At 62.2% G+C, this 22501-nt stretch carries 14 protein-coding genes; 6 read left to right on the forward strand and 8 right to left on the reverse strand.

All coding sequences use genetic code 11. The annotated features are described in order from the left end of the window. Positions 1 to 129 precede the first annotated feature (129 nt). Both purD and KGA89_RS05015 read left to right on the forward strand, forming a co-directional pair. On the forward strand, positions 130 to 1425 hold the full coding sequence (gene purD, locus KGA89_RS05010) for a phosphoribosylamine--glycine ligase (protein WP_003197406.1): 1296 nt from the start codon (positions 130 to 132) through the stop codon (positions 1423 to 1425). 99 nt (positions 1426 to 1524) lie between these two features. Beyond that, positions 1525 to 4299, forward strand: coding sequence for a hybrid sensor histidine kinase/response regulator (locus tag KGA89_RS05015; RefSeq protein ID WP_223470801.1), 2775 nt, complete (start codon positions 1525 to 1527; stop codon positions 4297 to 4299). A 29-nt stretch (positions 4300 to 4328) separates the two neighbouring features. Here KGA89_RS05015 and KGA89_RS05020 read toward each other — a convergent pair whose 3' ends face one another. Genes KGA89_RS05020 through KGA89_RS05030 form a run of 3 tightly spaced genes read right to left on the reverse strand, consistent with a single transcriptional unit; the run spans position 4329 to position 6523 of the window. Further along, positions 4329 to 4964 carry a hypothetical protein gene (locus tag KGA89_RS05020; protein ID WP_013692159.1) on the reverse strand — a complete coding sequence of 212 codons (636 nt, stop codon included), beginning with the start codon at positions 4962 to 4964 and terminating at the stop codon, positions 4329 to 4331. Then, positions 4961 to 5689 carry a hypothetical protein gene (locus tag KGA89_RS05025; RefSeq protein ID WP_038855989.1) on the reverse strand — a complete coding sequence of 243 codons (729 nt, stop codon included), beginning with the start codon at positions 5687 to 5689 and terminating at the stop codon, positions 4961 to 4963. The genes KGA89_RS05020 and KGA89_RS05025 overlap by 4 nt, the downstream gene beginning before the upstream one ends. Before the next feature lie 57 nt (positions 5690 to 5746). After that, positions 5747 to 6523 carry a hypothetical protein gene (locus KGA89_RS05030; protein ID WP_223470802.1) on the reverse strand — a complete coding sequence of 259 codons (777 nt, stop codon included), beginning with the start codon at positions 6521 to 6523 and terminating at the stop codon, positions 5747 to 5749. A 247-nt stretch (positions 6524 to 6770) separates the two neighbouring features. Here KGA89_RS05030 and KGA89_RS05035 point away from each other — a divergent pair, with 247 nt between their 5' ends. Beyond that, positions 6771 to 7367 carry a MarC family protein gene (locus KGA89_RS05035; protein WP_003186248.1) on the forward strand — a complete coding sequence of 199 codons (597 nt, stop codon included), beginning with the start codon at positions 6771 to 6773 and terminating at the stop codon, positions 7365 to 7367. Here the strand turns inward: KGA89_RS05035 and KGA89_RS05040 are convergent. From KGA89_RS05040 to cobG, 5 genes are all read right to left on the reverse strand, one after another. Next, positions 7352 to 14434 (reverse strand): TcdA/TcdB catalytic glycosyltransferase domain-containing protein, encoded by a 7083-nt coding sequence (locus KGA89_RS05040; RefSeq protein WP_223470803.1) that lies wholly within the window; start codon positions 14432 to 14434, stop codon positions 7352 to 7354. The two genes, KGA89_RS05035 and KGA89_RS05040, sit on opposite strands and share 16 nt — an antisense overlap. A 367-nt stretch (positions 14435 to 14801) precedes the next feature. Beyond that, on the reverse strand, positions 14802 to 16502 hold the full coding sequence (cobJ, locus tag KGA89_RS05045; protein ID WP_223470804.1) for a precorrin-3B C(17)-methyltransferase: 1701 nt from the start codon (positions 16500 to 16502) through the stop codon (positions 14802 to 14804). Continuing rightward, complete coding sequence (locus tag KGA89_RS05050) at positions 16502 to 17233, reverse strand: precorrin-2 C(20)-methyltransferase (RefSeq protein ID WP_041475699.1); 732 nt, start codon at positions 17231 to 17233, stop codon at positions 16502 to 16504. The genes cobJ and KGA89_RS05050 overlap by 1 nt, the downstream gene beginning before the upstream one ends. Beyond that, entirely contained in the window at positions 17233 to 17859 is a 627-nt protein-coding gene (locus tag KGA89_RS05055; RefSeq protein ID WP_223470805.1) for a precorrin-8X methylmutase, read from the reverse strand. Before KGA89_RS05055 ends, KGA89_RS05050 begins: the two co-directional genes overlap by 1 nt. Beyond that, complete coding sequence (gene cobG / locus KGA89_RS05060; RefSeq protein ID WP_411740635.1) at positions 17852 to 19171, reverse strand: precorrin-3B synthase; 1320 nt, start codon at positions 19169 to 19171, stop codon at positions 17852 to 17854. The genes KGA89_RS05055 and cobG overlap by 8 nt, the downstream gene beginning before the upstream one ends. 282 nt (positions 19172 to 19453) lie before the next feature. On the opposite strand from cobG, the gene KGA89_RS05065 reads away from it, so the two are divergent. The 3 genes from KGA89_RS05065 to KGA89_RS05075 are packed head-to-tail and all read left to right on the forward strand — an operon-like array spanning position 19454 to position 22495. Then, positions 19454 to 20665: a bifunctional cobalt-precorrin-7 (C(5))-methyltransferase/cobalt-precorrin-6B (C(15))-methyltransferase gene (locus KGA89_RS05065; RefSeq protein ID WP_069971195.1), complete on the forward strand. Its 1212-nt coding sequence runs from the start codon at positions 19454 to 19456 to the stop codon at positions 20663 to 20665. After that, complete coding sequence (locus KGA89_RS05070; protein ID WP_013692152.1) at positions 20658 to 21755, forward strand: cobalt-precorrin-5B (C(1))-methyltransferase; 1098 nt, start codon at positions 20658 to 20660, stop codon at positions 21753 to 21755. The genes KGA89_RS05065 and KGA89_RS05070 overlap by 8 nt, the downstream gene beginning before the upstream one ends. A gap of 11 nt (positions 21756 to 21766) precedes the next feature. Then, a complete protein-coding gene (locus tag KGA89_RS05075; RefSeq protein WP_223470818.1) occupies positions 21767 to 22495 on the forward strand; it encodes a cobalt-precorrin-6A reductase in 729 nt (242 codons plus the stop codon). Positions 22496 to 22501 lie beyond the last annotated feature (6 nt).

Raw genomic sequence — 22501 nt, forward strand, 5'->3', positions numbered from 1 at the left:
GCAACTCGGTCCATCAGGCAAACCGAGGTGATGCTATCGCGGGCAAGCCTTGCTCCCACACAAGCTCGCTCCTACAGAAAGGCAGCTTTAGCGCTGCATCCAGAATCAGCGTCATCCGAGGTTTTTGAAATGAATGTTTTGATCATTGGCAGCGGTGGCCGCGAACACGCCCTGGCCTGGAAAGTAGCCCAGGATCCACGTGTGCAGAAGGTTTTCGTGGCGCCGGGCAATGCCGGCACCGCCATCGAAGCCAAATGCGAAAACGTCGCCATCGACGTGCTGGCCCTGGAGCAACTGGCCGACTTCGCCGAGAAGAACGTCTCGCTGACCATCGTCGGCCCGGAAGTGCCGCTGGTCGCCGGCGTGGTCGATCTGTTCCGCGCCCGTGGCCTGGACTGCTTCGGCCCGACTGCCGGTGCCGCGCAGTTGGAAGGCTCGAAAGCGTTCACCAAGGATTTCCTGGCGCGTCACAAGATCCCGACCGCCGACTACCAGAACTTCACCGAAATCGAACCGGCCCTGGCGTACCTGCGCGAGAAAGGCGCACCGATCGTGATCAAGGCCGACGGCCTCGCGGCCGGTAAAGGCGTGATCGTTGCCATGACCCTGGCCGAAGCCGAAGACGCCGTGCGCGACATGCTCGCCGGCAATGCCTTCGGTGACGCCGGTTCCCGCGTGGTGATCGAAGAGTTCCTCGACGGCGAGGAAGCCAGCTTCATCGTCATGGTCGATGGCAAGAACGTCCTGCCAATGGCCACCAGCCAGGACCACAAGCGTGTCGGCGACGGCGACAGCGGCCCGAACACCGGCGGCATGGGCGCCTACTCCCCGGCCCCGGTGGTGACTGCCCAAGTGCACCAGCGCGTCATGGACCTGGTGATCTGGCCGACCGTGCGTGGCATGGCCGAAGAAGGCAACGTCTACACCGGTTTCCTCTATGCCGGCCTGATGATCGACAAGGCTGGTAACCCAAAAGTCATCGAATTCAACTGCCGTTTCGGCGATCCTGAGACTCAGCCGGTAATGCTGCGCCTGCAATCGAGCCTGGTCCTGCTGGTCGAGGCCGCACTGGCCCAGGCACTGGACAAGGTCGAAGCCCAGTGGGATCCGCGCCCAAGCGTCGGTGTCGTATTGGCGGCTGGCGGTTACCCAGGCGACTACGCCAAAGGTAGCGCGATCCAGGGCCTGGACGCCGCGGCCCGCCTGGAAGGCAAGGTCTTCCATGCAGGCACGGCGTTGAAGGATGGGCAAGTGGTCACCGCCGGTGGTCGTGTGCTGTGCGCCACCGCCATGGGCGCCAGTGTCGACGAAGCTCAGCAGCAGGCCTACAAGCTTGCCGCCGAGATCGACTGGGAAGGTTGCTTCTACCGCAAGGACATTGGCTACCGCGCCATTGCCCGCGAGCGTGGCGAAAATCTGGAATAACCCAGCCATTCAGCCAGGCAAGGGTCTACGGCCCTTGCCTGACTGTTCCGGCGCCGCGCATAGTTATAATCTGGCATCAACCTACGAAGGGATTTCGCCGTGCGCTGGCTCAGGATTGCCATAGGCCTTACCGTCACCCTGCTGACGATGCTCTGCATGCTCCCGGCCCAGGCCGCGCCAGGCAGTGGCTGGGCGGTATTGCTCGACGAACAGGGCGACCTCACACTGAGCGACATCCGTTCTGCCCGCTACACCAATCAATTCAGCCCCATCGACCTGGACCGCCTCAAGGCCGCCGAGCCCGGCGGGGCATTGTGGTTGCGTTTCCGCCTGGCCCCCGACCGGCATGAACAGATCCTGCGCATCTTCGCCCCCGACCTGTCACGCCTGAACCTCTATGTGCTGGACGGCGATGCCCTGGTTGACCAACAAATCAGCGGCAATGCCACGCCGCATACCGAACCGGTGGTACCCAGCAGCGATTTCATGCTGCCCCTTCCACGCAGCGACAAATCGCTGGACGTCTACCTGCGACTGTCCTCGCGCCATGAACTGCGCCCCTACATCACCTTGCAATCGGCAGTCGTGGCTGCGGCCGATCAGAACCAGACGCTGATCTACGGGTTGCTGTTCGGCTGCATCGCCATGCTGGTCCTGCACAACCTCACCCGCTATGCCTACACCCGCTCACGCAGTTGCCTGTGGCTGGCAGCCTGTGAAGGACTGCTGATGCTCAGCCTGGTGCTGTTGCTGAACCTGGCCGGGCCCTGGCTGCCCGACTGGCCAGCCGTCCAGACGCCCGGGGCCTACCTGGCCTTGTTGCTGACGGCGCCCTGCGGCCTGATGTTCGCCTACCGTTTCTTTGCGCCCCTGGGGCCGCACCCGTTGAATCGGCTGCTACTGGGGGACATCGTGCTCGTCATGCTGTGCAGCCTGTTGCTGTTGTTCGTCAACACGCTGCCGCTCAATATCATGACCTACGCCCTCGTGGCCCTGGCCGGCCTGAGCATGCTGCTCGTCAGCGCCTGGCATTGGCAAAAGGGCTACCGCCCGGCCCGGCTGTTCGTCGCGGCCATGCTGGTCTTCAACCTGGGCACGCTGATCATCCTCCCGGCACTGCAAGGGCTCACGGAGGTTCCTCCCCAAGGCCTGATCATCACCCTGCTGATCTTCATCTGCATCAGCGGCCTGTTGATGAGTGTCGCCCTGGGCGAGCGCCAGCGCTCGATCAACGAAAGCCGGTTCAGCATCAGCCGCGACCTGGCGGCGAGCAATGCCGAGATCAATGCCAAGGCCGAGTTCCTGGCCAAGATCAGCCACGAGATCCGCACCCCGATGAACGGCGTGCTGGGCATGACCGAGCTGCTGCTGGGTACGCCGCTGTCGGTCAAGCAACGCGACTATGTGCAGACGATCCACAGCGCCGGCAATGAGCTGCTGACCCTGATCAACGAGATCCTCGACATCTCCCGGCTCGAATCCGGGCAGATCGAACTGGACGACGTGCAGTTCGACCTCAATGCCCTGATCGAGGATTGCCTGAGTATCTTCCGTGCCAAGGCCGAACAGCAGAATGTCGAGCTGATCAGCTTCATCCAGCCCCAGGTGCCGCGCGTGATCAGCGGTGACCCTACGCGGCTGCGCCAGGCGCTGCTGAGCCTGCTGGAAAACGCCCTGAAGAAAACCGACGAGGGCGAAGTGCTGATCGTCGTCGCCCTCGACGAGCGCAGCAATCAGCCGCGCCTGCGCATCGCCGTGCAGGACAGCGGGACGCCGATGGACGCAGAAGAGCGCGACACGCTGATGCACGCCGAACTGCACAGCAAGAATTTCCTGTCGGCCACGCGCTTGGGGGGCAACCTGGGCCTCGTCATCGCCCGTCAGTTGATCATCCTGATGCACGGAGAATTCGGTATCAAAAGCGGTAGCAACCAGGGCAGTACCTTGTGGCTGACCTTGCCGCTGGACCCGGATCGCCTCGAACATCCAACTTCCGACCTCGATGGCCCGCTGCAAGGGGCGCGGGTATTGATCGTCGACGACAACGACACCTGCCGCAAAGTACTGGTGCAACAGTGCAGCGCCTGGGGCCTGAACGTCAGTGCGGTGCCATCGGGCAAGGAAGCCCTGGCGCTGCTGCGCACCAAGGCGCACCTGCGCGATTATTTCGACGTGGTGTTGCTGGACCAGAACATGCCGGGCATGACCGGCATGCAACTGGCGGCCAAGATCAAGGAAGACCCGAGCCTGAACCACGACATCCTGTTGATCATGCTCACCGGTATCAGCAACGCGCCGAGCAAGATCGTGGCGCGCAACAGCGGGGTCAAGCGCATCCTCGCCAAACCGGTGGCCGGTTATACCCTCAAGACCACCCTGGCGGACGAGCTGAACCAGCGCAACCGGGGCCAGGCAACGAATGTGCAGGTAAACGCCGGCCCTCCCATTCCGGTGAAGGTGCCGAGCGATTTCCGCATCCTGGTGGCCGAGGACAACAGCATCTCCACCAAGGTCATCCGCGGCATGCTCGGCAAGCTCAACCTGCAACCCGACACCGCCAGCAACGGCGAAGAAGCCCTCAAGGCCATGAAGGAGCAGCGTTACGACCTGGTCCTGATGGACTGCGAAATGCCGATCCTCGATGGGTTTTCCGCCACCCAGCAATTGCGTGCCTGGGAAATGGGTAACCAGCGCACCCGCACCCCCGTGGTGGCGCTCACCGCGCACATCCTGGCCGAGCACAAGGAACGCGCCCGCCAGGCCGGGATGGACGGTCACATGGCCAAGCCGGTGGAGCTGTCGCAGCTGCGTGAGCTGATCGAGCACTGGGTGGCCCAGCGCGATCAGCAAAAACCGACTGCATCGACTTATTGAACCGATCCAAGCCTGCGAGCAAACACGCTTCAGAGTTCCAGGGCACTGAGGTAGGTGGACGCTTGGGACAGCACTGAACGTTTTACCTTTTCCCTGAAGGTGGCGTAGTACAGCGTATTGAAGTTGATGACGGTCATTTGCTCGACGCTGTTGCGCACCCAGTCGCCTCGCTCGATGAACAAGAATCGAGACGCCTGTCGACGCAGCTGGAACTGGCAGTGATAAACGCCCATTTCAATTCGATGGGTGCCGTTCGGCACACAGGGCATCATCTGGAAAATGCCTGTGTCGCGCGACAGGCTGGTTGATTCGAACAGCTCCAGCGCTTTGGGATTGCTCTCCAATGCCACCAACGCACCACTGGCCGGGGCGTGAAAAGCTTCGCCAAGACGAGCCTCGATATGTTGTGTCGCTCCCACCCCCATCGGACCTTCAATGGTCGACAGCGTCTGCGGGCGCGGTACGTCCCAGCCCAGGAATCTGAGCTGGCTGCAAAAATAGTCGAACCAGTGACCGGACAACCCGTCGCGATAGGCTGACCAGGTGGCCCGTTGCGCATACATCGTGCTCAAGTACACATCTTCCCGATGGGACGCAGGTAGACCGGCGGCGAACGAAACGACACTGCCGCCAACGACTGCGGCAGATGGAATCGGCCCCCTCATCTGCAGACCTCTTCGGCAGGAAGAACACCTGAATCATCGATAGCCTTGGTGATATCGACAATGTTGTCACCCACGGCAGCCGCGACCTTACGGGCGATAACCTCACGGGCAGGCGCGAACAATGTTTCGCTCAGTTGCGTGCGGAAATAACGTGCCGTCACACAACCGTCGATGTCTTTGCCATCAAAGCACTGCCTCCAAGGATTGGCCTCGATCACTTTCGCTGTGTTGAATTGCAAATAGACACCAGCCATCGAAACAGGGCTTTGCGCCACGATCACCAGCAAGCGCACGGGGCTGGAAGATGACGGGCTCTGTGCCGCGTCAGGCTCGTATTGTTTTTGCACATGCTTGCGCACAATCCCCATCGCAGGCAGCGAGCCGGGTAACGCTGCGATACGCTCCATCACCGCCATGATCCGCTGTTGCTGATCCACCTGATCATCCAAGGGGATGGCCGCCACCCACTCCAATGGCGAATGGGTATCTTCTTTTTGCGGCTGCAGATCCTTTCGCCTTTTGGCAGCTGATATCCAGGCGACACTCAAGACCTCCAAATAAGTGGCGTACCAATCAACCGCAGGTGCACGCTGCAGACTCTTATCAGCAACCAGTTGTGCGAGCAAGACCGAATTCATCAGGTCGTCAACTTCCGTGCGCCGTAGTGCGCAGGGCGCTAAAACAATCGCCGCAGCGTTAACAAAAACCGAATATTCCTTATCCATACCTGACTCCTTCTAAAAAAAGGCAACCGATAGTCGATTGCCTCATTGAAACAGAACTTAGATTTCGTACTCTTCGATCTTGCTTACGGCATGATTACCCAGCCGCCCAATAATGATGTCTCGAGTTCGCTCGACAATACTTGGAACTTTTCGAAAAACCGACTCGCCTTTATACAACTTCACTTCGCGACTGCTCCAATCCGCAAACAAGACCTGGGTTGCGCTGTTGCGCCGGATAAAGCGCACGGTGCCAAGCATCATGCTGACTTCACCGTCAATTTCGACACAGGTACCCGCTGCCATTCCGCCCACCCCATGTTCCAACAGGTTTCGCTCAAAAAGGGTCAGGGTCTCTTCCTTCTTCTGCAAGGCAGTGATTGCACTGTCGGCGACCTTCAACAGCAACGCCGAAGTCGCGCTTCCAAGGGCAATACCCGACACTACGGAGGCGAGGATGTCCAACACCAGCTTGTCCATCCGCACGGTGTTACCGCCGACGCTCAGGTCATCATAGAAGCCCTGCGTAGCGACCCAACCGGCGTTCGTCATGACTTCAACAAACTTGTAGTACCACTCTCGTCCTTGGGATTCGAGAGGGCATTGCCTGTTGGCGACCAAGGAAGCAAAGAGAAAAGCATGCTGCGCATCCTCTTGATGCTGGGGAGAAAGACCACCGGCGAACGCCAGGATGCCTTCACCGACAACCGATCCCTTCGCCGGTGGCTCAACATCGCCCACATACAACGAACGAGGACTGACATCAGGGTAAATATCATAACTTTCCAACCGCGCCACACAGGCGGCTACAGTGCTATCACACATTTCAAAACTCATCACTTATTCCTTAAATTATTAAGCAAGCCACTCCATGACTTGCAGCCCCACATTAATCAACCGAACCAGACCCAACAACTCTCTACTTGTAACTTCAAAATAAAACCGCCCATTAACAGCCATCAAATAAAGTCAAAAAAAAACGCTCGAATAAAACACCACTCCTTCCACTTCAACCAATCAAATGCCGACAGTCGATTCAGAGGCTGATAGACTCCGGCGATGTCTTTCGCAATGAGTCTGAACCATGCTCCACGTGCTATTCAGCGTGTACCTCAAGATGCTGGTGCTCTATAGCCCCTTCTTCGTGCTGTCGTGTTTTATCGGGCTGACTCGCGGCTATTCGCGCAAGGAACAACGCCGCCTGGCCTGGAAGGTCGCGACCGCGACGCTGGTCTCCAGCGTGTTGCTCTATTTGTTCGGGCGGGTGATTTTCAGCGTGTTCGGCATCACCGTGGACGCCTTCCGTATCGGCGCCGGCAGCGTGCTGTTCATTTCGGCACTGGGCATGGCCCAGGGCAAGTCGGCCGTACAGACCGACAACGTGCAGCAGGACGTGACCATCGTCCCGCTGACCATTCCATTGACCGTCGGCCCCGGCACCATCGGTGCCCTGCTGGTGATGGGCGTGAGCCAGCCGCACTGGGACGACAAACTCATGGCCATCATCAGCATCGCCCTGGCGAGCTTCACCGTCGGCGTCGTGCTCTACCTGTCCAGCCGTATCGAACGGATCCTGGGCGACCAGGGCTTGCAGATCGTCAGCCGCCTGATGGGGTTGTTTGTCTGCGCCTTGGCGGCGCAGATCATTTTTACCGGGGTGAAGGGCTACCTGGTGCCCTGAAGGGGGACCACCTGGCCTTCGACCGGCGCCGGCGCCAGCAGCTCTTTCAGGGTTGCACTGCCAACCCCACCCAGGTCCCGTAGCCGTGCCACGAATGTCGACACCGGGCGGGCATGCGCAGCGTTGAAGCCCAGGCATATTTCACCGCGCAAGAGCGGGTCGGCGGAACACACATCACGCAGGATCAGGCAGTGTTCACTGTCCGGATCGACAATGACCAGATGCGCCTGGACGATCTCGAACACGAGTTTTCCAGGCTCATCGAATGCCCAGATCAATGTGCTTGCCATGGCGGGTGGTTCATCCAGGGCATGTCGACAGTCGACAATGACCGAGTCCAGTTTCAGCCACTCCTTCTTCGTCAAATGACACGTCACCGCGCCCTGGCCCAAGCGCAGAATCAACGTATTGACCTCATCGGGGATCAGCGGCAGGAGATCGCGGCCGACCTTCGCCCCTTCGACGACCAGCACCTGGGCGTTGCGCTGGACATAATCGAACGGCCCGATGCTGCGCTTGTCGGGATAGATGAGCACCCGCCCATCCTGATGCTTGTGCAGCAGCACGTTGACCTGAGCCTGAGTGCCGAGCAGGGTAAAGTTCCTGGGCAGGTTCTTGCCGGTCACCCGCAGCAGCCGGGCACTTTGCACGTCATACCATTGCAGGCTCCCAGGCTCGGATTCCACCGACACGAACTCGGCATGCTGCGCTTGCTCCAGCAACCGCTGGAGAGCTTCGATCAGGTGTTCGCCCTGGGCGCTCACCCAGTCGTGATTGACCCCAGTGATGGTCCCCGCTTCCTGATGACGCAGCGCCAGCGACAGGCCGTCCACGCTTATCCCGCGCAAGCCGCTGCCTTCGAGCGTGACATCGGCGAAGCGCCAGTTCGCCCACTCCCGCTGATACGCCGGCAGGCTGTCGCCCGCCAGCAATTGCGAGCCGGCGCCGAAAGCCTGGTCAAGCCGCTGCGGGTCGAAGAATGCCTGGCTCAATACTTCACCACTCGACCGATCGAACAGCCAGACCGACTGATTATCGGGCGTCATGCCGAGCAAGCGAACTTCCTTGTCGAGTCCCGGATCGCACAACAGCAAGCGGTTATTCACGTACCAGGCACACAGGTTGCCGTCACCAGCGACATTGCGCAGACCGGCAATGGCAAAATCCCTGCCCGGGTAGCGCTTGGCCAACGGCTCAAGCGCCTGCCACCACCGACTACGCCCCTTGAGCCACTGTTCGCTCACGCCGGCAAACTGCAACGTTTCTTGCGCGCCCAGGTTGAAAAACAGCCCGTTTTCATCGAGCGCCACATACCCCCCGTCGACGGCCAGGATCTGCTTGAGCCCCTCCGGCTGCACCCATAGCTGGGTCCATTGCGCCTTGCCGTCGTTCACGCTGCGTTGCAGTCGGCAGAGCGTCTGGTTGGCGGTGACTCGCTGGTAAACGAAGAACACCTCGCTGTCGTCGGCCATGGGCAATAGCATCAGCCCGTCCAGGTTCTTGATCGAGTTATCCCAGCCACGGAAATGATGCCTGGCGGGTGGCGCCAGGATCAGACGTCGATCGCTGCGGCGTACCCATGCCAGGTCTCGGGAATCGGGCGCAATCGTCCAGCAGATCGAAACGTACGAAGCCGGCTGCCAATCGACGGTCGTCGCCCCGTTATGCGAAGGCCCGAGGGGCAGCCGCAGAAAGTCGCCCAGCACGGACGACCACCCGGCCAGGGTATCGCTGGTCAACAGCAGCGCCTGCAGTTGCGGCGCCGTGTCGTAGGTGACGGAACTCAATAGCAATTGCCCGTCATGAATCAGGTAGCGATATTGCCGGACGGTTTGGTTGTCGAGGACGTATTCCTGCACGACATGAATCACCCCTTGCGCATCCGCTTCCAGCCTGCGAATCGTGCCTTGCCCCTCTTGAAGCAGCAAAAGGTAGCGACACTTGAGCAAACCCGTGGCGCAATCCGTCTGCCAGATCTGGAACCCGTCGGGATCGTAGAAATAGGCAGACGCCCCCAGGACGAGCGACAGCTGCGGCTCGCCGAGCACCTCCATGTCGTCACGAATGTAGAGGAAGCGGTCTGCGCCCGCGTCATACCAGCCCGTGGTGTAGCGCGGTTGCCGGGGATCTTCGAACGGGATCAGATAGTGATGGACCGGCGTATACGGCAGCGCCAATCGATGCTCGCGCGCCAGGCTCTTGTGGTGGTCAAGCAGCGCCTGCTCATCGAGCCCTTCCGGCGCCGTCTGTTCGAGGATGTCCAGCTGGCGTTTACCCTGGGGGACTCTGAACAGCTGGTCGGCCGTGCGAATCAGCACCTCCTGCTGGCCGACACGGCTCACATGAACGGTGCCGATGTACAGCTCGCCGGAAGGCTCGATCCGGATATCCTGGTCATTGGCCCAGGTGGCCTGCAACACCCAGCGGCAATACATGAGGTTCGGTGAAACAAGGCTGATATCGACCCCGGGATTGAGCGTCACGGTACAACGCGAGTCGGCCCCTCGGAGCCAATAGGACAACTTTCCTTGCCAGGCTTCTGGCATCACGGGAACCACCAGTGTCCGCTCTACCGCATCCAGGTACACCCGGATGACCGTTTCGCCGTACACCGGACTCAGGCGATTGAGAATGTAGTCGGACGGAAACGAATAGAACGAGAACAAAAACAGCCAGGTCCCGTCCGCTTGCCTTTTCTCCAGCCGCCGGGCCGTGTCGAAGCCGCGATCATGGCGCCAGCGGGCGAAGGGCAGCGCCTTGTATTCATAGCCGTAAGTGGTTTGCGGCGTGCAGGGCAGCACGATGGGTTGTCCTGCCGGCGGGACGAATCCGATCCGTCCGGGCAGCCCCAGTTCCCGACGGATGTCGATCGCCCGAGCCTCATCGGGATCGAAGCCCGGCACACCGAAATGATCATGCAGGGGATACAGCTTTGGACTGTCGAGCTGCAACGTCCCCTCCTCCAGGTCCATGCTTCTGACGATCAGTGAAGGCCGTGCCACCCACGCGGCCAGCGTGTGATCGTGGTGGTAGCCGTCACCACGATAGGCCTGCTCCAGCTCATCGAAAAACTGACCGACGTCCCGCGCCTGCCGCGCGATGCTGGCGAACCCCTGGGCCAGGGCGGCCACCCCGACCGCCACCCCACCAAGAATCACACCCGCACCGCCGAGCACCGCCGCGGCGGTCGACGCCCCGGCCAACCCCGCGCCAACGCCGCCCGCCGTCAAGGCCAGGCTGGCAGAGTCGAATGTCAGCTGGGTACCGAATTGCGCTTTCTCGATGCCGGTTCGCGCCGTCTTCAGTTGATAGATATCAAAGCCGACATTGGCCAGCCCCAACACCGCGCCGACGCCCTCGTTAGCCGCATGCCCCAGCGCCTGGCCAACGACCGGCGCACACGTGCGGGCAATGAGCCGTTCTTCCGCCAGGGCGGTACGGGCCAACTGTACCAACCCCGTCACGTCCATGACATTGCCGTGCACCAACTGCGCATAGTTGACGTAGGCATGCAGGCGCACGGCGGTGGTCAACGTTCGGTCATCCCCTTCGCGCCCGCGCAAGGCGTTCATCAAGGCCTGGATGGTGAAGCCAGCGTTTAGGGTATGGACGCTGCCGGCCTCGGTCGGATCCACGACACCACCGCTCTGCACAGGTTGGCGCGCCAGGGTCGAAAACTGTTCCGACAGCCAGTTCTTGATCCGTAACAGGCGATGATCGTCACTGAGCACGCGGACCTGCCGTTGCGGTTGCGCGGGATCGATCAGGCTCACTCGGTATTGGCCTTCGGGCGTGATCTCCAGCGTATCGAACAAGGGCACCAGCGGCTTCGGCGAGTCATGCAGCGCCTGCAAATCGACCGTTGCCTGGGCGATCTGCTGACCCCACCAATGGCTGTCCAACGCCAGCAAGCTACTGCCCAGGTGCGAATTGTCGACCAGGGACCTTCCGTAGGCACGGTTCAGGCGCTGGCGAATCGCAAGCTCCGGTTTTCCTGGCAAAGGATCGGGCTTGAGCAGGTGCTCCACTGTGAATCCGTCAGAAAGCTCCAAGGCCGAGATCTTGGCGCTGTGCAGGTCGACCAGATCGAATTGCGGTCGAGCTTCAGAACCATAGGCTGCGTAATAGCGGGCCATGCCCTCGGTCTGGAAAAAGTGCTCCAGCGCACGTTGCAGCCCGTCCGGATGGTCGAATTTGCACAGGCCAAAGTTCGGGTCGAAAAAATGATAGGTGGCGCGTTCCCCGCTGACGGTCTTGGCCACCAGCATCGAATGGTTGTCCGAGTTGAGCATCAGCGTACGGGGGGCGGCGTGTCTTTCGAGTGCGGCCGTGACCTGACCCAGGTCGGCCTGGCCAAGCCGCGTGCCAACGTCACCCAGCGACACGTCCCGCAGGGCTTCCAGGGTTTGCAGAAAGGTCAGGGAGTCGGCTTGCCCGGGTTCGAGCACCGTCAGGAAGAAACGCTCGCGCAACTGCCCGGAGGCTACATCGCCCTGGGCCAGCGCCGCGCTCATCGCCAACGCCAAGGGATAGCAACGCCCACCAATCGTCTCGCCATCACTGCTGAGCAGCAAATCCTGGGGCACCATCTGGACGCCGTTGTGACCGAAGCCATCCAGCACCTGCGCGGAGCGTTCAACGATCTGGACACGATGTTCAAGGGTCGCCGCTTTCTGGATCCGTGCAACATGGCGGCCCCACTGGAACAGCGTTCGCGCCTCTTTCAAGGCCGCTTTCTTCAGGTCCAGCGTGCTGTCGGCCGGCATCGGCGCATACGCCGGATCGCTCGACAGACCGTTCATGAATCCGGCCGCCTTGCGCTTGAACAATTGCCGCTCGATGACTGCATAACGGCCGGACACGCCCTGCTCGGCAACGCTGTTGGCCAGGTTCTCCAGCTCACTGGTGGCCGCGTTGAAACGCTGGTTATCCAGCGCATCCAAGCCTAGCAACAGGCCCAGCGAAACCCTTTGCAAAGGGCTGGCTTCGATGAGACGGCGGGCGCCACTGGCGATATCGCTCAGCACTTCATCGATCCCCAGGCTTTGCATCCTTGCATCGCTCAGGAACACCGGAACCAGCGCATCGGCAGCCTGATGCCGGATACGCTGGCGATCATCGAAACTCAGCGGCAGTGGTTTCTCGAAGCGGATTTCACCGTCATGCCCCTGACTCATCGCCTCGATGAACGGCTCGCCGAGCCTCTCGGCCAATTGCTCCAACACATCGGTCAGCAGCACCGCTCGCCCTTCGATCAGCGGCCAGCCCTGTTGGAACTCGATGGTCGAGTGCTTGAGCAACTGCGCCATATCACCGCTGTAGCGCGTGGAGTACTGCCCCTCACGCCAACTCGTCTGTTCGTTGCTGACCCATTTCTCGTGATCGGTTTCATTTTCTTTCCAGGAGTGATCCTGCTCCTCTTCGGTGGCACCGTTCACCGTCCCATTGGGCGCAATGGCCGCCTCTTTGCTCAGGCTCTCGGCAATGGCGGCGCTCAAGTGCGCTTTCGCATAGTCGACCATGCCATCGCGCATGGCGCCGGGGCCCGTCAGGTAAATGGTGCCCTCGCTTTCGAACCGAATACCATCGCCAAAGTGGGTCGCAATGGCCGCAATCAGCGCTATCGCTCTCGGCACGTCTTCCATCGACAGTCCAGTCAGCGGTCCATTGGCTTTTTCGAACACTTCCTCCACCAGCCTCAACATGCCAGCAACATCACTCAACGCAATATCGCGCTGAGCGGCCAACCGGGTCGAAGCATCGATCAACGCGTAGTTGGCGCGCAAACGCTCGATCACACTGTTGAGGACCGCACAGCCCGGATGGGCCATCAGAAACGCATTGGATAACGATTGCTGCATGGCCAAGGCCCGCAGCGCGAAGGGACGCGCAAGCCGATCCGCCGGTTGCGCGAAGACCTCGCTCAGGCTTGGCCAGCTTTGCGCGAAGGCTTGCAGCGCTGGAAAATGCTCGGTGCCAATGTGTGTGTAATGGCTGGAAGAGGCCTGGCGCCCCGGCATCCATTCGGGGTTGTTGTTCAGCAGCAGTTGCAGGACTCCAAGGCGGGCATTACGGTCAAAACCGCTGATATCAACAGCGCCGAGGGTTTGCGACAACGGCGGAAGGTGGTCGACATCGGTATAGCTACCGCCTTCGGCATACAGGACCTCGGCGCGCACAACATCAGAGGCCGCCGCCATATTGCCGCGCAAACACATCTCCCGCTCATAGACATCCTGCAACTGCAACGAAACGTCCCCTGCCGCGATATCACGCAACTTGAAACCGTCCATATCCAAGACACTGCGACGATTGTCTTCCAACTGTTTGCGCAGTACTTGCACATCCTGGCCGTAGGCGCGGGACAATAAATCCATTCGGGCCTCGTCGGCTGACCCTCCGCCCGCCACTGCCGCACTGATATGTGCATGCATCTGTTGTTTCAGAACAATGGTCCGCTCGTTGTATAAGCCGCCCAATTCAACTTCGGAGATACGCTCATCAACCCCTTGTAGAAAAACATCGGCCTTGGCGGCTTCGACAATCAACCTGTTGGTTTGCCAGGCCAGTAGTGCATCGCTGTCATACCAGAGATTCAGGCTATAACCCTGCCTGGCCAACACTTCTTTCCACACATTTAGATAGTCGCGCTGAATGTTGCCAAGTCCGCCGCCGAGCCAGACAAAGTGCAACGTCTTGGGCACCTCCGTTGGCACTCGCTTCATCTGTTCGGTGCTGAACTGAAGGCGTGCTTCATGACGTTCGACTTTGTCATAGATTCGCGGCAAATCCATCGCTGTCTCGCCAGGGCCGGACATACGCCCCTCCAGGCTGCGCTTCACCCTGCGGTTGCCCAGGACCTGGGCGAGCGTCTGTTTCAAGAGCCCCAGCGGCTCGAGCAGCCTGTGGGAGTCCGGCATACCGATACAGGCAAAGTAATAACGGATGACCGCGTCATATTGTTCATTGTTTTTGTAGGGCAACAGTGCCCTTTCGAGGTCGGCCAGTTTGAAAAGGCTGATGAATCCGAGCGCACCATCACGCGTCTGGACGTTTGCTTCCTGCATAAAAAAGACACTCCCGGCCTGTCCGCTAGAAAAAGAACAGGCATATAAAAGCATTGTCGCCAGAAGGTGCTCTGGCGAACGTTAATTCCATTGATATTTTTTAACTTGGCGACAACTGAAGCCTATACCAAGCACTGACAAGCGCACACCGGAAACTTATCAGGCACGCAAACTAACGCTTAAAATCCGGCAATTCAAACGGGAAGGCTTTCAATGCATTTCAAAGGAGGATCAAGATAACTGCTTGCTCTTTTATTTATACGAACGACAAACAAAAAAAGACTCCCGTTCACTTCAAGTCTGCATGGTTTTTGTGGCGAGGGGATTTATCCCCTCGCCACAAAAACCATGCCCTCAATGTCGCGGTTCAGGCAGGTTTGGCCCCATACCAGCGTGGCGTATACACCCAGTTTCCACCCGATGCGCGCGGGAACACACAGGTCGCGGAGGAGCCGATCAGGACCATGGTGCGCATATCCACCTGCTCGGCCGTGAGTTGCCCCAACGTGGTGACACGCAGGGTCTGGCCCGGACGACCGATGTCACGCCCCAACACCACCGGCGTCTCCGGCGTGCGGTGCTGGCCGACGATCTCCAGCGCACGCCCCAATTGCCACGGCCGCGCACGGGAAATCGGGTTGTAGAAAGCCAACGCCAGGTCGGCTTCGGCCGCCAGATCCAGGCGCTTCTCGATGATCGACCATGGCTTGAGATTGTCCGACAGCGACATCACGCAGAAGTCATGCCCCAACGGCGCACCGGCCTGGGCGGCGGTGGCGAGGGAGGCGGACACACCGGGCAGGATCTCCAGGTCAACCTGATGCCAGGCCGGATCGCTGGACTCGTGCAACGCTTCAAGCACCGCCGCCGCCATGGCGAATACACCCGGGTCGCCGGACGACACCACGATCACCGAACGGCCTTGCGCAGCCAATTCAAAGGCGTGTCGCGCACGCTGCATTTCTTCGCGGTTGTCGGTGCAGTGCAGCACTTGATCGTCGCGAAACGGGCCGGCCATGCGCACATAGGTTTCGTAGCCGAGCACATCGGTGGCCCGCGCCAGTTCGGCTTTCACCGCCGGCACCATCAGTTCGGCCGCGCCCGGCCCCAGGCCGATCACCGCCAGGCGTCCGCGCGGGCGACCGATTTGGGCCACCTCCAAGGGTTGCGCGGCAACGGCGATGGCCAGGTTGTCAGTCACCGAAAGGATGTTCACCGCCGGCACCGAACTGCGCGCCAAGGTGGCGGCATCGCCGGTCATCACCACAAAGCGCAGCGCCACCCCGAGTTCCAGCGCCGCTTCACGCAAGGCCACACTGGCCATCAGCGTATCCGCCGCCACCAGGCACGCCAGGCTCTGAAGCGCTACTTTCGCTTGCTGCAAAGCGGCACGAATGGCACCCGGCAGATCAGCCACCTCGGCGCTCACCACCACCGCGACACTGCGCGGATAAATCAACAGTTCGTGAGTGCTCGCGTCACGCTCCGCATGGCCGACGTGGATCGTGCGCCGCGCCTGCGGGTCTTGCGGCAACTGCGCCTGATCCAGCCATGGCGCCGCGCCTTCGATGCGCACCGGTTCACCGGCCAACAGGTCGGAGACGAAGCGCTTGCCCTGCTCCAGGTCGCCGAGGCTGTAGCCGCTTGGCGGATTGAGCAGGCAGGTGCCGAAACGCAATTCGCCGCTGGTGGTGATCGCCGGCGCCACTTGCAGCGTTGCCGCGATGTCCCGGGCCATGACGTTGACCCCGCCCAGACCGCCCAGCAGCGGCACCACGGCGCTGCCATCCTCGGCCACCGCCAGTACCGGCGGCTCGGCGCCTTTTTCCAGCAACAGCGGCGCCAGGGTGCGGATGACGATGCCGGCCGCGCACAGGGCGATGATCGGTGTGTTCAGTTGGTAGAGCTCGCGCAACGTCGCGCCGAACTCGAGGTATTGGCGATCCACGCCCTCGACCCTTGCGGCCAGGCCGTGGATCAAGGCATCGGGATAGCGTTGCTGGATCCGCCGGGCCGTGGCGAGGCTGCCCGGGCCGAGGATGACGATGGCAGGCGCGGTAGAAGTCATCAACCCTGCCACCGTTCGCCCGGGACGATGATCAGCGAAAAGTACGGCGAAGACATCGGCTCGACTTCATCCAATGGCACGATTTTCTGGTTGGCCATGGTCGCCCGCTCGACATACAGCGCCCGTCCGTCCATGCCCAATTCCTGAAGCACTTGGCGAACCTTGGGGAAATTGCGCCCCAGCTTCATGATCACCGCCGCATCGGCGTCGGCCAGGCGACGCTTGAGATCGTCGTGGGGCAAGACGCCGGAGAGCACCGACAGGCTCTGGTTGCGATAGACCAGCGGCGCACCGAGCACCGAGGCCCCGCCCAGCATCGAGCACACACCGGGAATGACCTCGGCCTCATAGCGCTCGGCCAGGCGATCGTGCAGGTACATGTAGGAGCCGTAGAAGAACGGATCGCCCTCGCAGATCACCGCCACATCACGACCGGCATCCAGGTGCACGGCCAACTGTTCGGCGGCGGTGTCGTAGAAGTCGGCGATCACCTGTTCATAGGAAAGCGGCGCCGGCAGCGCTTCGGTGGTGACCGGGTAGACCAGCGGCAGCAAGGTTTGCGCGTCCTGCAAATGGGCCTCGATGATGCCGAAGGCGTTGCCCTTCTTGCCCTTGGCGACGAAGTACGCCACCACGGGCGATTCGCGCAGCAGGCGCAGGGCCTTGACCGTAATCAGTTCCGGGTCACCGGGGCCCACGCCGAGGCCGATCAGACGTCCAGGCTGCTGCATCATTCAATCTCCGTAGCGAGGGCGTTGACGGCGGCGGCGGCCATGGCGCTACCGCCCAGGCGGCCTTGCATGATCACGAACGGCACGCCGCGGCTGTTGGCCGCCAGCATCGCCTTGGACTCGGCGGCGCCGACGAAGCCCACCGGGAAACCGAGGATCAGTGCCGGTTTCGGCGCGCCGGCATCGAGCATCTCCAGCAGGTAGAACAGCGCGGTCGGCGCGTTGCCGATGACCACGACGCTGCCTTCCAGGTGCGGGCGCCACAGCTCCAGCGCCGCCGCCGAACGGGTGTTGCCCAGCTCCCGGGCCAATGTCGGCACGCTTTCGTCGCGCAAGGTGCAAATCACCGGATTGTTGGCCGGCAGGCGAGCCCGGGTCACGCCTTCGGAGACCATCCGCGCATCGCACAGGATCGGCGCCCCGGCGGCCAGCGCCTGGCGCCCGGCCGTGCCCGCGCCCTCGGAAAACTGCAAGCCATCGATGGCCTCGACCATGCCGCAGGCGTGGATCACCCGCACCGCGAGTTTTTCCAGGTCGGCCGGAATGCGCGCCAGGTTGGCTTCGGCGCGGATGATCGCGAAGGAGTTGCGATAGATCTCCTGACCGTCGCGGATGTAATCAAGCATCAAGGGGGCTCCGGGGGCGAGCGTCGAGCCAGTGGCCGAGCGCTTCAATAGTCAGATTGTGTGCCTGCAGCGCGCCGAAACCCGGCAGCGTGGCATCGCGGAAATACAGGTCGTAACGACCGGGGGCGACCGCCAGCAGGGTGGCGGGCGCGATATGGGCTGCCGCGCAGGAACGCGGGCAGCCCGACAGATGGACTTTCAGGGTCTGGCCCTGGCGTTGCAGCAGCTCGGCCAGTTGGTGGGCGTCGGCCTTGGTGTCGGCCAGGGCTTTACCGCAGCCACTGGAGCCGGTGCAGGCAATGAGTTGTGCCAGGGGCTGATCGACCGAGCACAACAGGCCCACCCCCTCAAGCCGCGCCAGCACTTCGTCGGCGTCCTCGCTGCGCACGTTGGGCAGCAGCAGGCTTTGCCAAGGGGTGAAACGAAGGCTTGCGTCGCCCTTCTCCCGCGCCAATTGCGCCGCCCCCCGCAGCATGCGGGCGTCGAGTCGACCAAGAGGCGCCGCCGCGCCGACGTAGACGCGGTCGTCGTGCTGGGGATGAACGCCAATGTGCAGTCCGTCGATGGAGCCGTCCCGCTGCCAATCCAGGCAAGCTTGCAGCGGCACGCGGCGGGCCAATCGGCTCATGAATTCATCGGTGGGAATTTCAGCCAGCAAGTGGCGCATGCGGATCTGGTCCGGGCGAGCCAGGTCGAGGAACAGCTCCAGCACCGCCATCACCAAGGCATGCCCCTGGGCCAGGGGCACCCTGCCCGCCGGTTTATCCAATGGGGAACCGGCCAAGCCGAAGGCCAGCCAAGGCTCGCCATCACGGACCAGGGCCGACAGCCACAGGTCGTGGTGATGTTCGAGCATCGCCAACGCTTCGCCACCGTCCAGTTGCACGGCGAACTTGGCCGACAACTCAGGGAAGCGTTCGTGGGTTTGCAGGGTGAAGAGGATCTGCGCCGCCAACGGCCGGGTGTCGAACAGCATCTGCCGATCGATCCCGGCCGCGGGGCTGAGCATCAGGTTGCGCACGTCATCGCCGGCCGCCTTGCGAGGGCCAAGCCCGGCGGCCAGCAATGGTTGGATCAGCGCGTCGTGCCCGGGACCGATCCCACGGATTTGCAGGTTGGCCCGGTTGGTCGCCTCGATCACGCCCCCGGCGAACCGCTCGGCCACCGACGCCACGACTTCGGCCTGATCCGCCTGGATGGAACCGCCATCGAGCTTGATCCGACAGATCCCACCGTCCAGCGCCTGGACGACACGCAGCAACCCCGGGCAACCGGAGGGGCGTACGACGCTGGAGGATGGACGTTCGTTCAAGGGAAAACCGACAAATAAGAAACGCCACATCGGCGAAGGACCGCCATTATGCCTGCTTTGCCGGGGGTCATGAAAAGCTTGCCGGTCGGATTGCTGACGGCGGACACACAATTTCCGAACGCCCCCATTCCAAACTGTGGGAGCGAGCTTGCTCGCGATAGCGGTCTGGCTGTGAAGATGATGTTGCGCCAGGCGCCTGATCCGCCGGGGCACGGTATGATGGCGACCCGGTTCGCGGGGAAACAGGCCCGCCGATCAAACAGATCTATTCGAGGAACAGAGATGACACCCTGGCTGACCGTAGTGGGCATCGGCGAAGAGGGCTTCAAGGGCCTGGGCAAGGTTGCTCGCCGCGCGCTGCTCGGTGCCTCGCGGATCGTTGGCGCGCAGCGTCAGTTGGATCTGCTGCCGCTGTGCATCCGCGGCCAACGGGAGCTGTGGCCCAGCCCGTTCTCCCTGGAACCGCTGCTTGCTCGGCAGGGTGAGCCGGTGTGCGTGCTGGCCAGCGGCGATCCGATGTTCTACGGCGTGGGTGCCAGCCTGGCGAAACAGGTGCCGAGTGATCAGATGCTGGTCATCCCCGCGCCCTCCTCCTGTTCGCTGGCGGCGGCACGCATGGGCTGGCCGTTGCAAGATGTGGTCACGCTGTCGTTGGTGGCCCGGCCCCTGGCGGCGCTCAATGTCCACCTATCCACCGGTGTCAGGCTGTTGCTGCTGAGCAACGATCGCCACAGTCCCGCCGCCGTGGCGACGTTATTGCGCGAGCGGGGATTCGGCCCGAGCACCATGACCGTGCTGGAGCATTTGGGCGGTGCGGCAGAACGTCGGATCGACGGTTGCGCCGCGCAATGGTCCGATGACACCGTCGCCGACCTGAACCTGATCGCCATCGAATGCCGGGCCGAACCGTCGACACCGCGCTTGTCACGCCTGGCCGGTTTGCCGGACACCGCTTTCGAGCATGACGGCCAGTTGACCAAACGCGACGTGCGCGCCATCACCCTCGCACGCCTCGCCCCGATGCCCGGCGAACTGCTCTGGGATGTCGGCGCCGGCAGCGGCTCCATCGGCATCGAATGGATGCGCGCCCACCCCAGTTGCCGGGCCCTGGCCATCGAAGCCGACGAAGGCCGCCAAGGCTTGATCGAGCGCAACCGCGACACCCTCGGCGTGCCCGGCCTGCAACTGATTCGCGGCAAAGCCCCCCAGGCGCTGGAGAACCTGGAGCGGCCGGACGCGGTGTTCATCGGCGGCGGCGTCACCCGCGAAGGCGTGCTCGAGGCCTGCTGGGCCCAACTCAAGCCCGGCGGCCGGCTCGTCGCCAACGCCGTGACCCTGCAAAGCGAAACGACCCTGATGCACTGGCGCGAACGTCACGGCGGTGAGCTGACCCGCATCCACATCGCCCAGGCCCAGCCCTTGGGCGAGTTCGACACCTGGCGCCAGGCCTTGCCGATCACCTTGCTCGACCTGGTCAAGCCTCTCGATGCGTGACGAAACCGCCGAACAACCCGCCCCCCTGCGCAGCGGCCTGACCACCGGCAGTTGCGCCACGGCCACCAGCCTGGCGGCCGCTCGATTACTGCTGCGCGGCACCGAAGCCGATGCCGTGGAAATCGTACTGCCCAAGGGCAAGCAAGTGCAGATGCGCCTGGAGTTCTGCCGGCTGACCGAACAAGGCGCCGAAGCCGGGACAATCAAGGACGCGGGCGATGACCCGGACGTAACCCACGGTGCCCTGTTGTTTTCCCAGGTGCGCTTGATCGCCGAGCCCGGTGTACGTTTCGTCGCGGGTCGCGGCGTCGGCACGGTGACGCGACCGGGGTTGGTGCTGAACGTCGGTGAACCGGCGATCAACCCGGTGCCGCGCAAAATGATCAACGACCACCTGGGTCGGCTGGCCGAGGAAAGCAGTTACGCCGGTGGTTTCGAAGTCACGGTCAACGTCGAGGGCGGCGAAGCCCTGGCGCTGAAAACCATGAATCCACGCCTGGGAATTCTTGGCGGCCTGTCGATCCTCGGCACCAGCGGTATCGTCCGGCCGTTCTCCTGCGCGGCCTACATTGCCTCGATCCACCAGGGTATCGACGTGGCAAAAACCAACGGTTACCTGCATATCGCCGCCTGCACCGGCAACGCCAGTGAAGACACCATGCGCCGGGTCTACAACCTGCCGGAAATCGCCCTGATCGAAATGGGCGACTTCGTCGGCGCCGTGCTCAAACATGTGCGCAAGGTCCCCGTGGAAAAGCTCAGCCTTTGCGGCGGCTTTGGCAAAATCAGCAAACTCGCCGCCGGCCACATGGACCTGCACAGCCGTCACTCGAGCATCGACCTGCCACAACTGGCCGAGTGGGCCGCCGCCATCGGTGCCGATGAGGCGTTGCAGCAAGGCATCCGCGCGGCCAACACCAGCCAGCAAGCCCTGGCAATGGCCAGCGCCGCCGGCATCGCCCTCGGCGACGCGGTGTGCGAGCACGCGTTGGCCTTCGCCCGCAGCGTGGTGCCGGCCCAGGTCCAGGTCGAAGTCTTCGCCATCGACCGCCAAGGCGGGATTGTCGGCCACGCGGGAGCCTTGTCATGAAGAGCCTTGAAATGAAACGCATCCTGCTGCTCGGCGGCGTCACCGAAGCCCTGGCCATCGCCCGCACCCTCGGGCCCCAGCACATCTACAGCCTGGCCGGCATCGGTCGCATTCCCACCGACCTGACCTGCCAGGTGCGCGTCGGCGGCTACGGCGGCGCCGAAGGGTTGGCGCAATTCATCCGCGCCGAGGGCATCGACCTGCTGCTGGACGCCACCCACCCCTACGCAGCACAGATCAGCCACAACGCCGCCCAGGCAGCCCGCGCCTGCGCTATCCCCTGCTGGGCCCTGCGCCGCCCGGCATGGCAGCCCCAGGCCGGCGATGACTGGCGCGAAGTGGCCGACTGGGCCGAACTGATCCAGGCCCTGAAACCCTTCCACCGCCCCCTCTTCACCCTAGGTCGCGAACCCCTGCAACATCTGCATGAAATTCCGCCCGAGCAATTCTGGACCTTGCGTGCCCTGGACGCTTACCCCGGTAATGAGCGCTGCGAAGTCATTGGAGCTCGTGGGCCGTTTCACATCGAGGGCGAGCGCGAGCTGTTCGAACGGCGACAGATCGATGTGCTGGTGAGCAAGAACAGCGGCAGCACGGCCACCGAGCCGAAGCTGGACGTGGCGCGGGAGCGGGGGGTGCCGGTGTTGGTGTTGAAGCGGCCGGTGTTGGCGGGGGTGGATCGGGAGTTTGGAGCGATCAATGAAATGCTGGACGCTTTATCCGTACAAAACGGGTTCTGAATTCAG

Origin of the sequence: Pseudomonas sp. A-RE-22, from assembly GCF_019956035.1 — a bacterium.
In the GTDB taxonomy this organism is placed as follows: domain Bacteria; phylum Pseudomonadota; class Gammaproteobacteria; order Pseudomonadales; family Pseudomonadaceae; genus Aquipseudomonas; species Aquipseudomonas brassicacearum.

Coding starts and splice junctions, on each gene's coding strand:
- KGA89_RS05040 (WP_223470803.1), bottom strand. CDS start 14,434: ATGCAGGAAGCAAACGTCCAGACGCGTGATGGTGCGCTCGGATTCATC.
- KGA89_RS05035 (WP_003186248.1), top strand. CDS start 6,771: ATGCTCCACGTGCTATTCAGCGTGTACCTCAAGATGCTGGTGCTCTAT.
- KGA89_RS05020 (WP_013692159.1), bottom strand. CDS start 4,964: ATGAGGGGGCCGATTCCATCTGCCGCAGTCGTTGGCGGCAGTGTCGTT.
- KGA89_RS05075 (WP_223470818.1), top strand. CDS start 21,767: ATGAAACGCATCCTGCTGCTCGGCGGCGTCACCGAAGCCCTGGCCATC.
- KGA89_RS05065 (WP_069971195.1), top strand. CDS start 19,454: ATGACACCCTGGCTGACCGTAGTGGGCATCGGCGAAGAGGGCTTCAAG.
- KGA89_RS05055 (WP_223470805.1), bottom strand. CDS start 17,859: ATGCTTGATTACATCCGCGACGGTCAGGAGATCTATCGCAACTCCTTC.
- KGA89_RS05030 (WP_223470802.1), bottom strand. CDS start 6,523: ATGAGTTTTGAAATGTGTGATAGCACTGTAGCCGCCTGTGTGGCGCGG.
- KGA89_RS05050 (WP_041475699.1), bottom strand. CDS start 17,233: ATGCAGCAGCCTGGACGTCTGATCGGCCTCGGCGTGGGCCCCGGTGAC.
- cobJ (WP_223470804.1), bottom strand. CDS start 16,502: ATGACTTCTACCGCGCCTGCCATCGTCATCCTCGGCCCGGGCAGCCTC.
- KGA89_RS05070 (WP_013692152.1), top strand. CDS start 20,658: ATGCGTGACGAAACCGCCGAACAACCCGCCCCCCTGCGCAGCGGCCTG.
- KGA89_RS05025 (WP_038855989.1), bottom strand. CDS start 5,689: ATGGATAAGGAATATTCGGTTTTTGTTAACGCTGCGGCGATTGTTTTA.
- purD (WP_003197406.1), top strand. CDS start 130: ATGAATGTTTTGATCATTGGCAGCGGTGGCCGCGAACACGCCCTGGCC.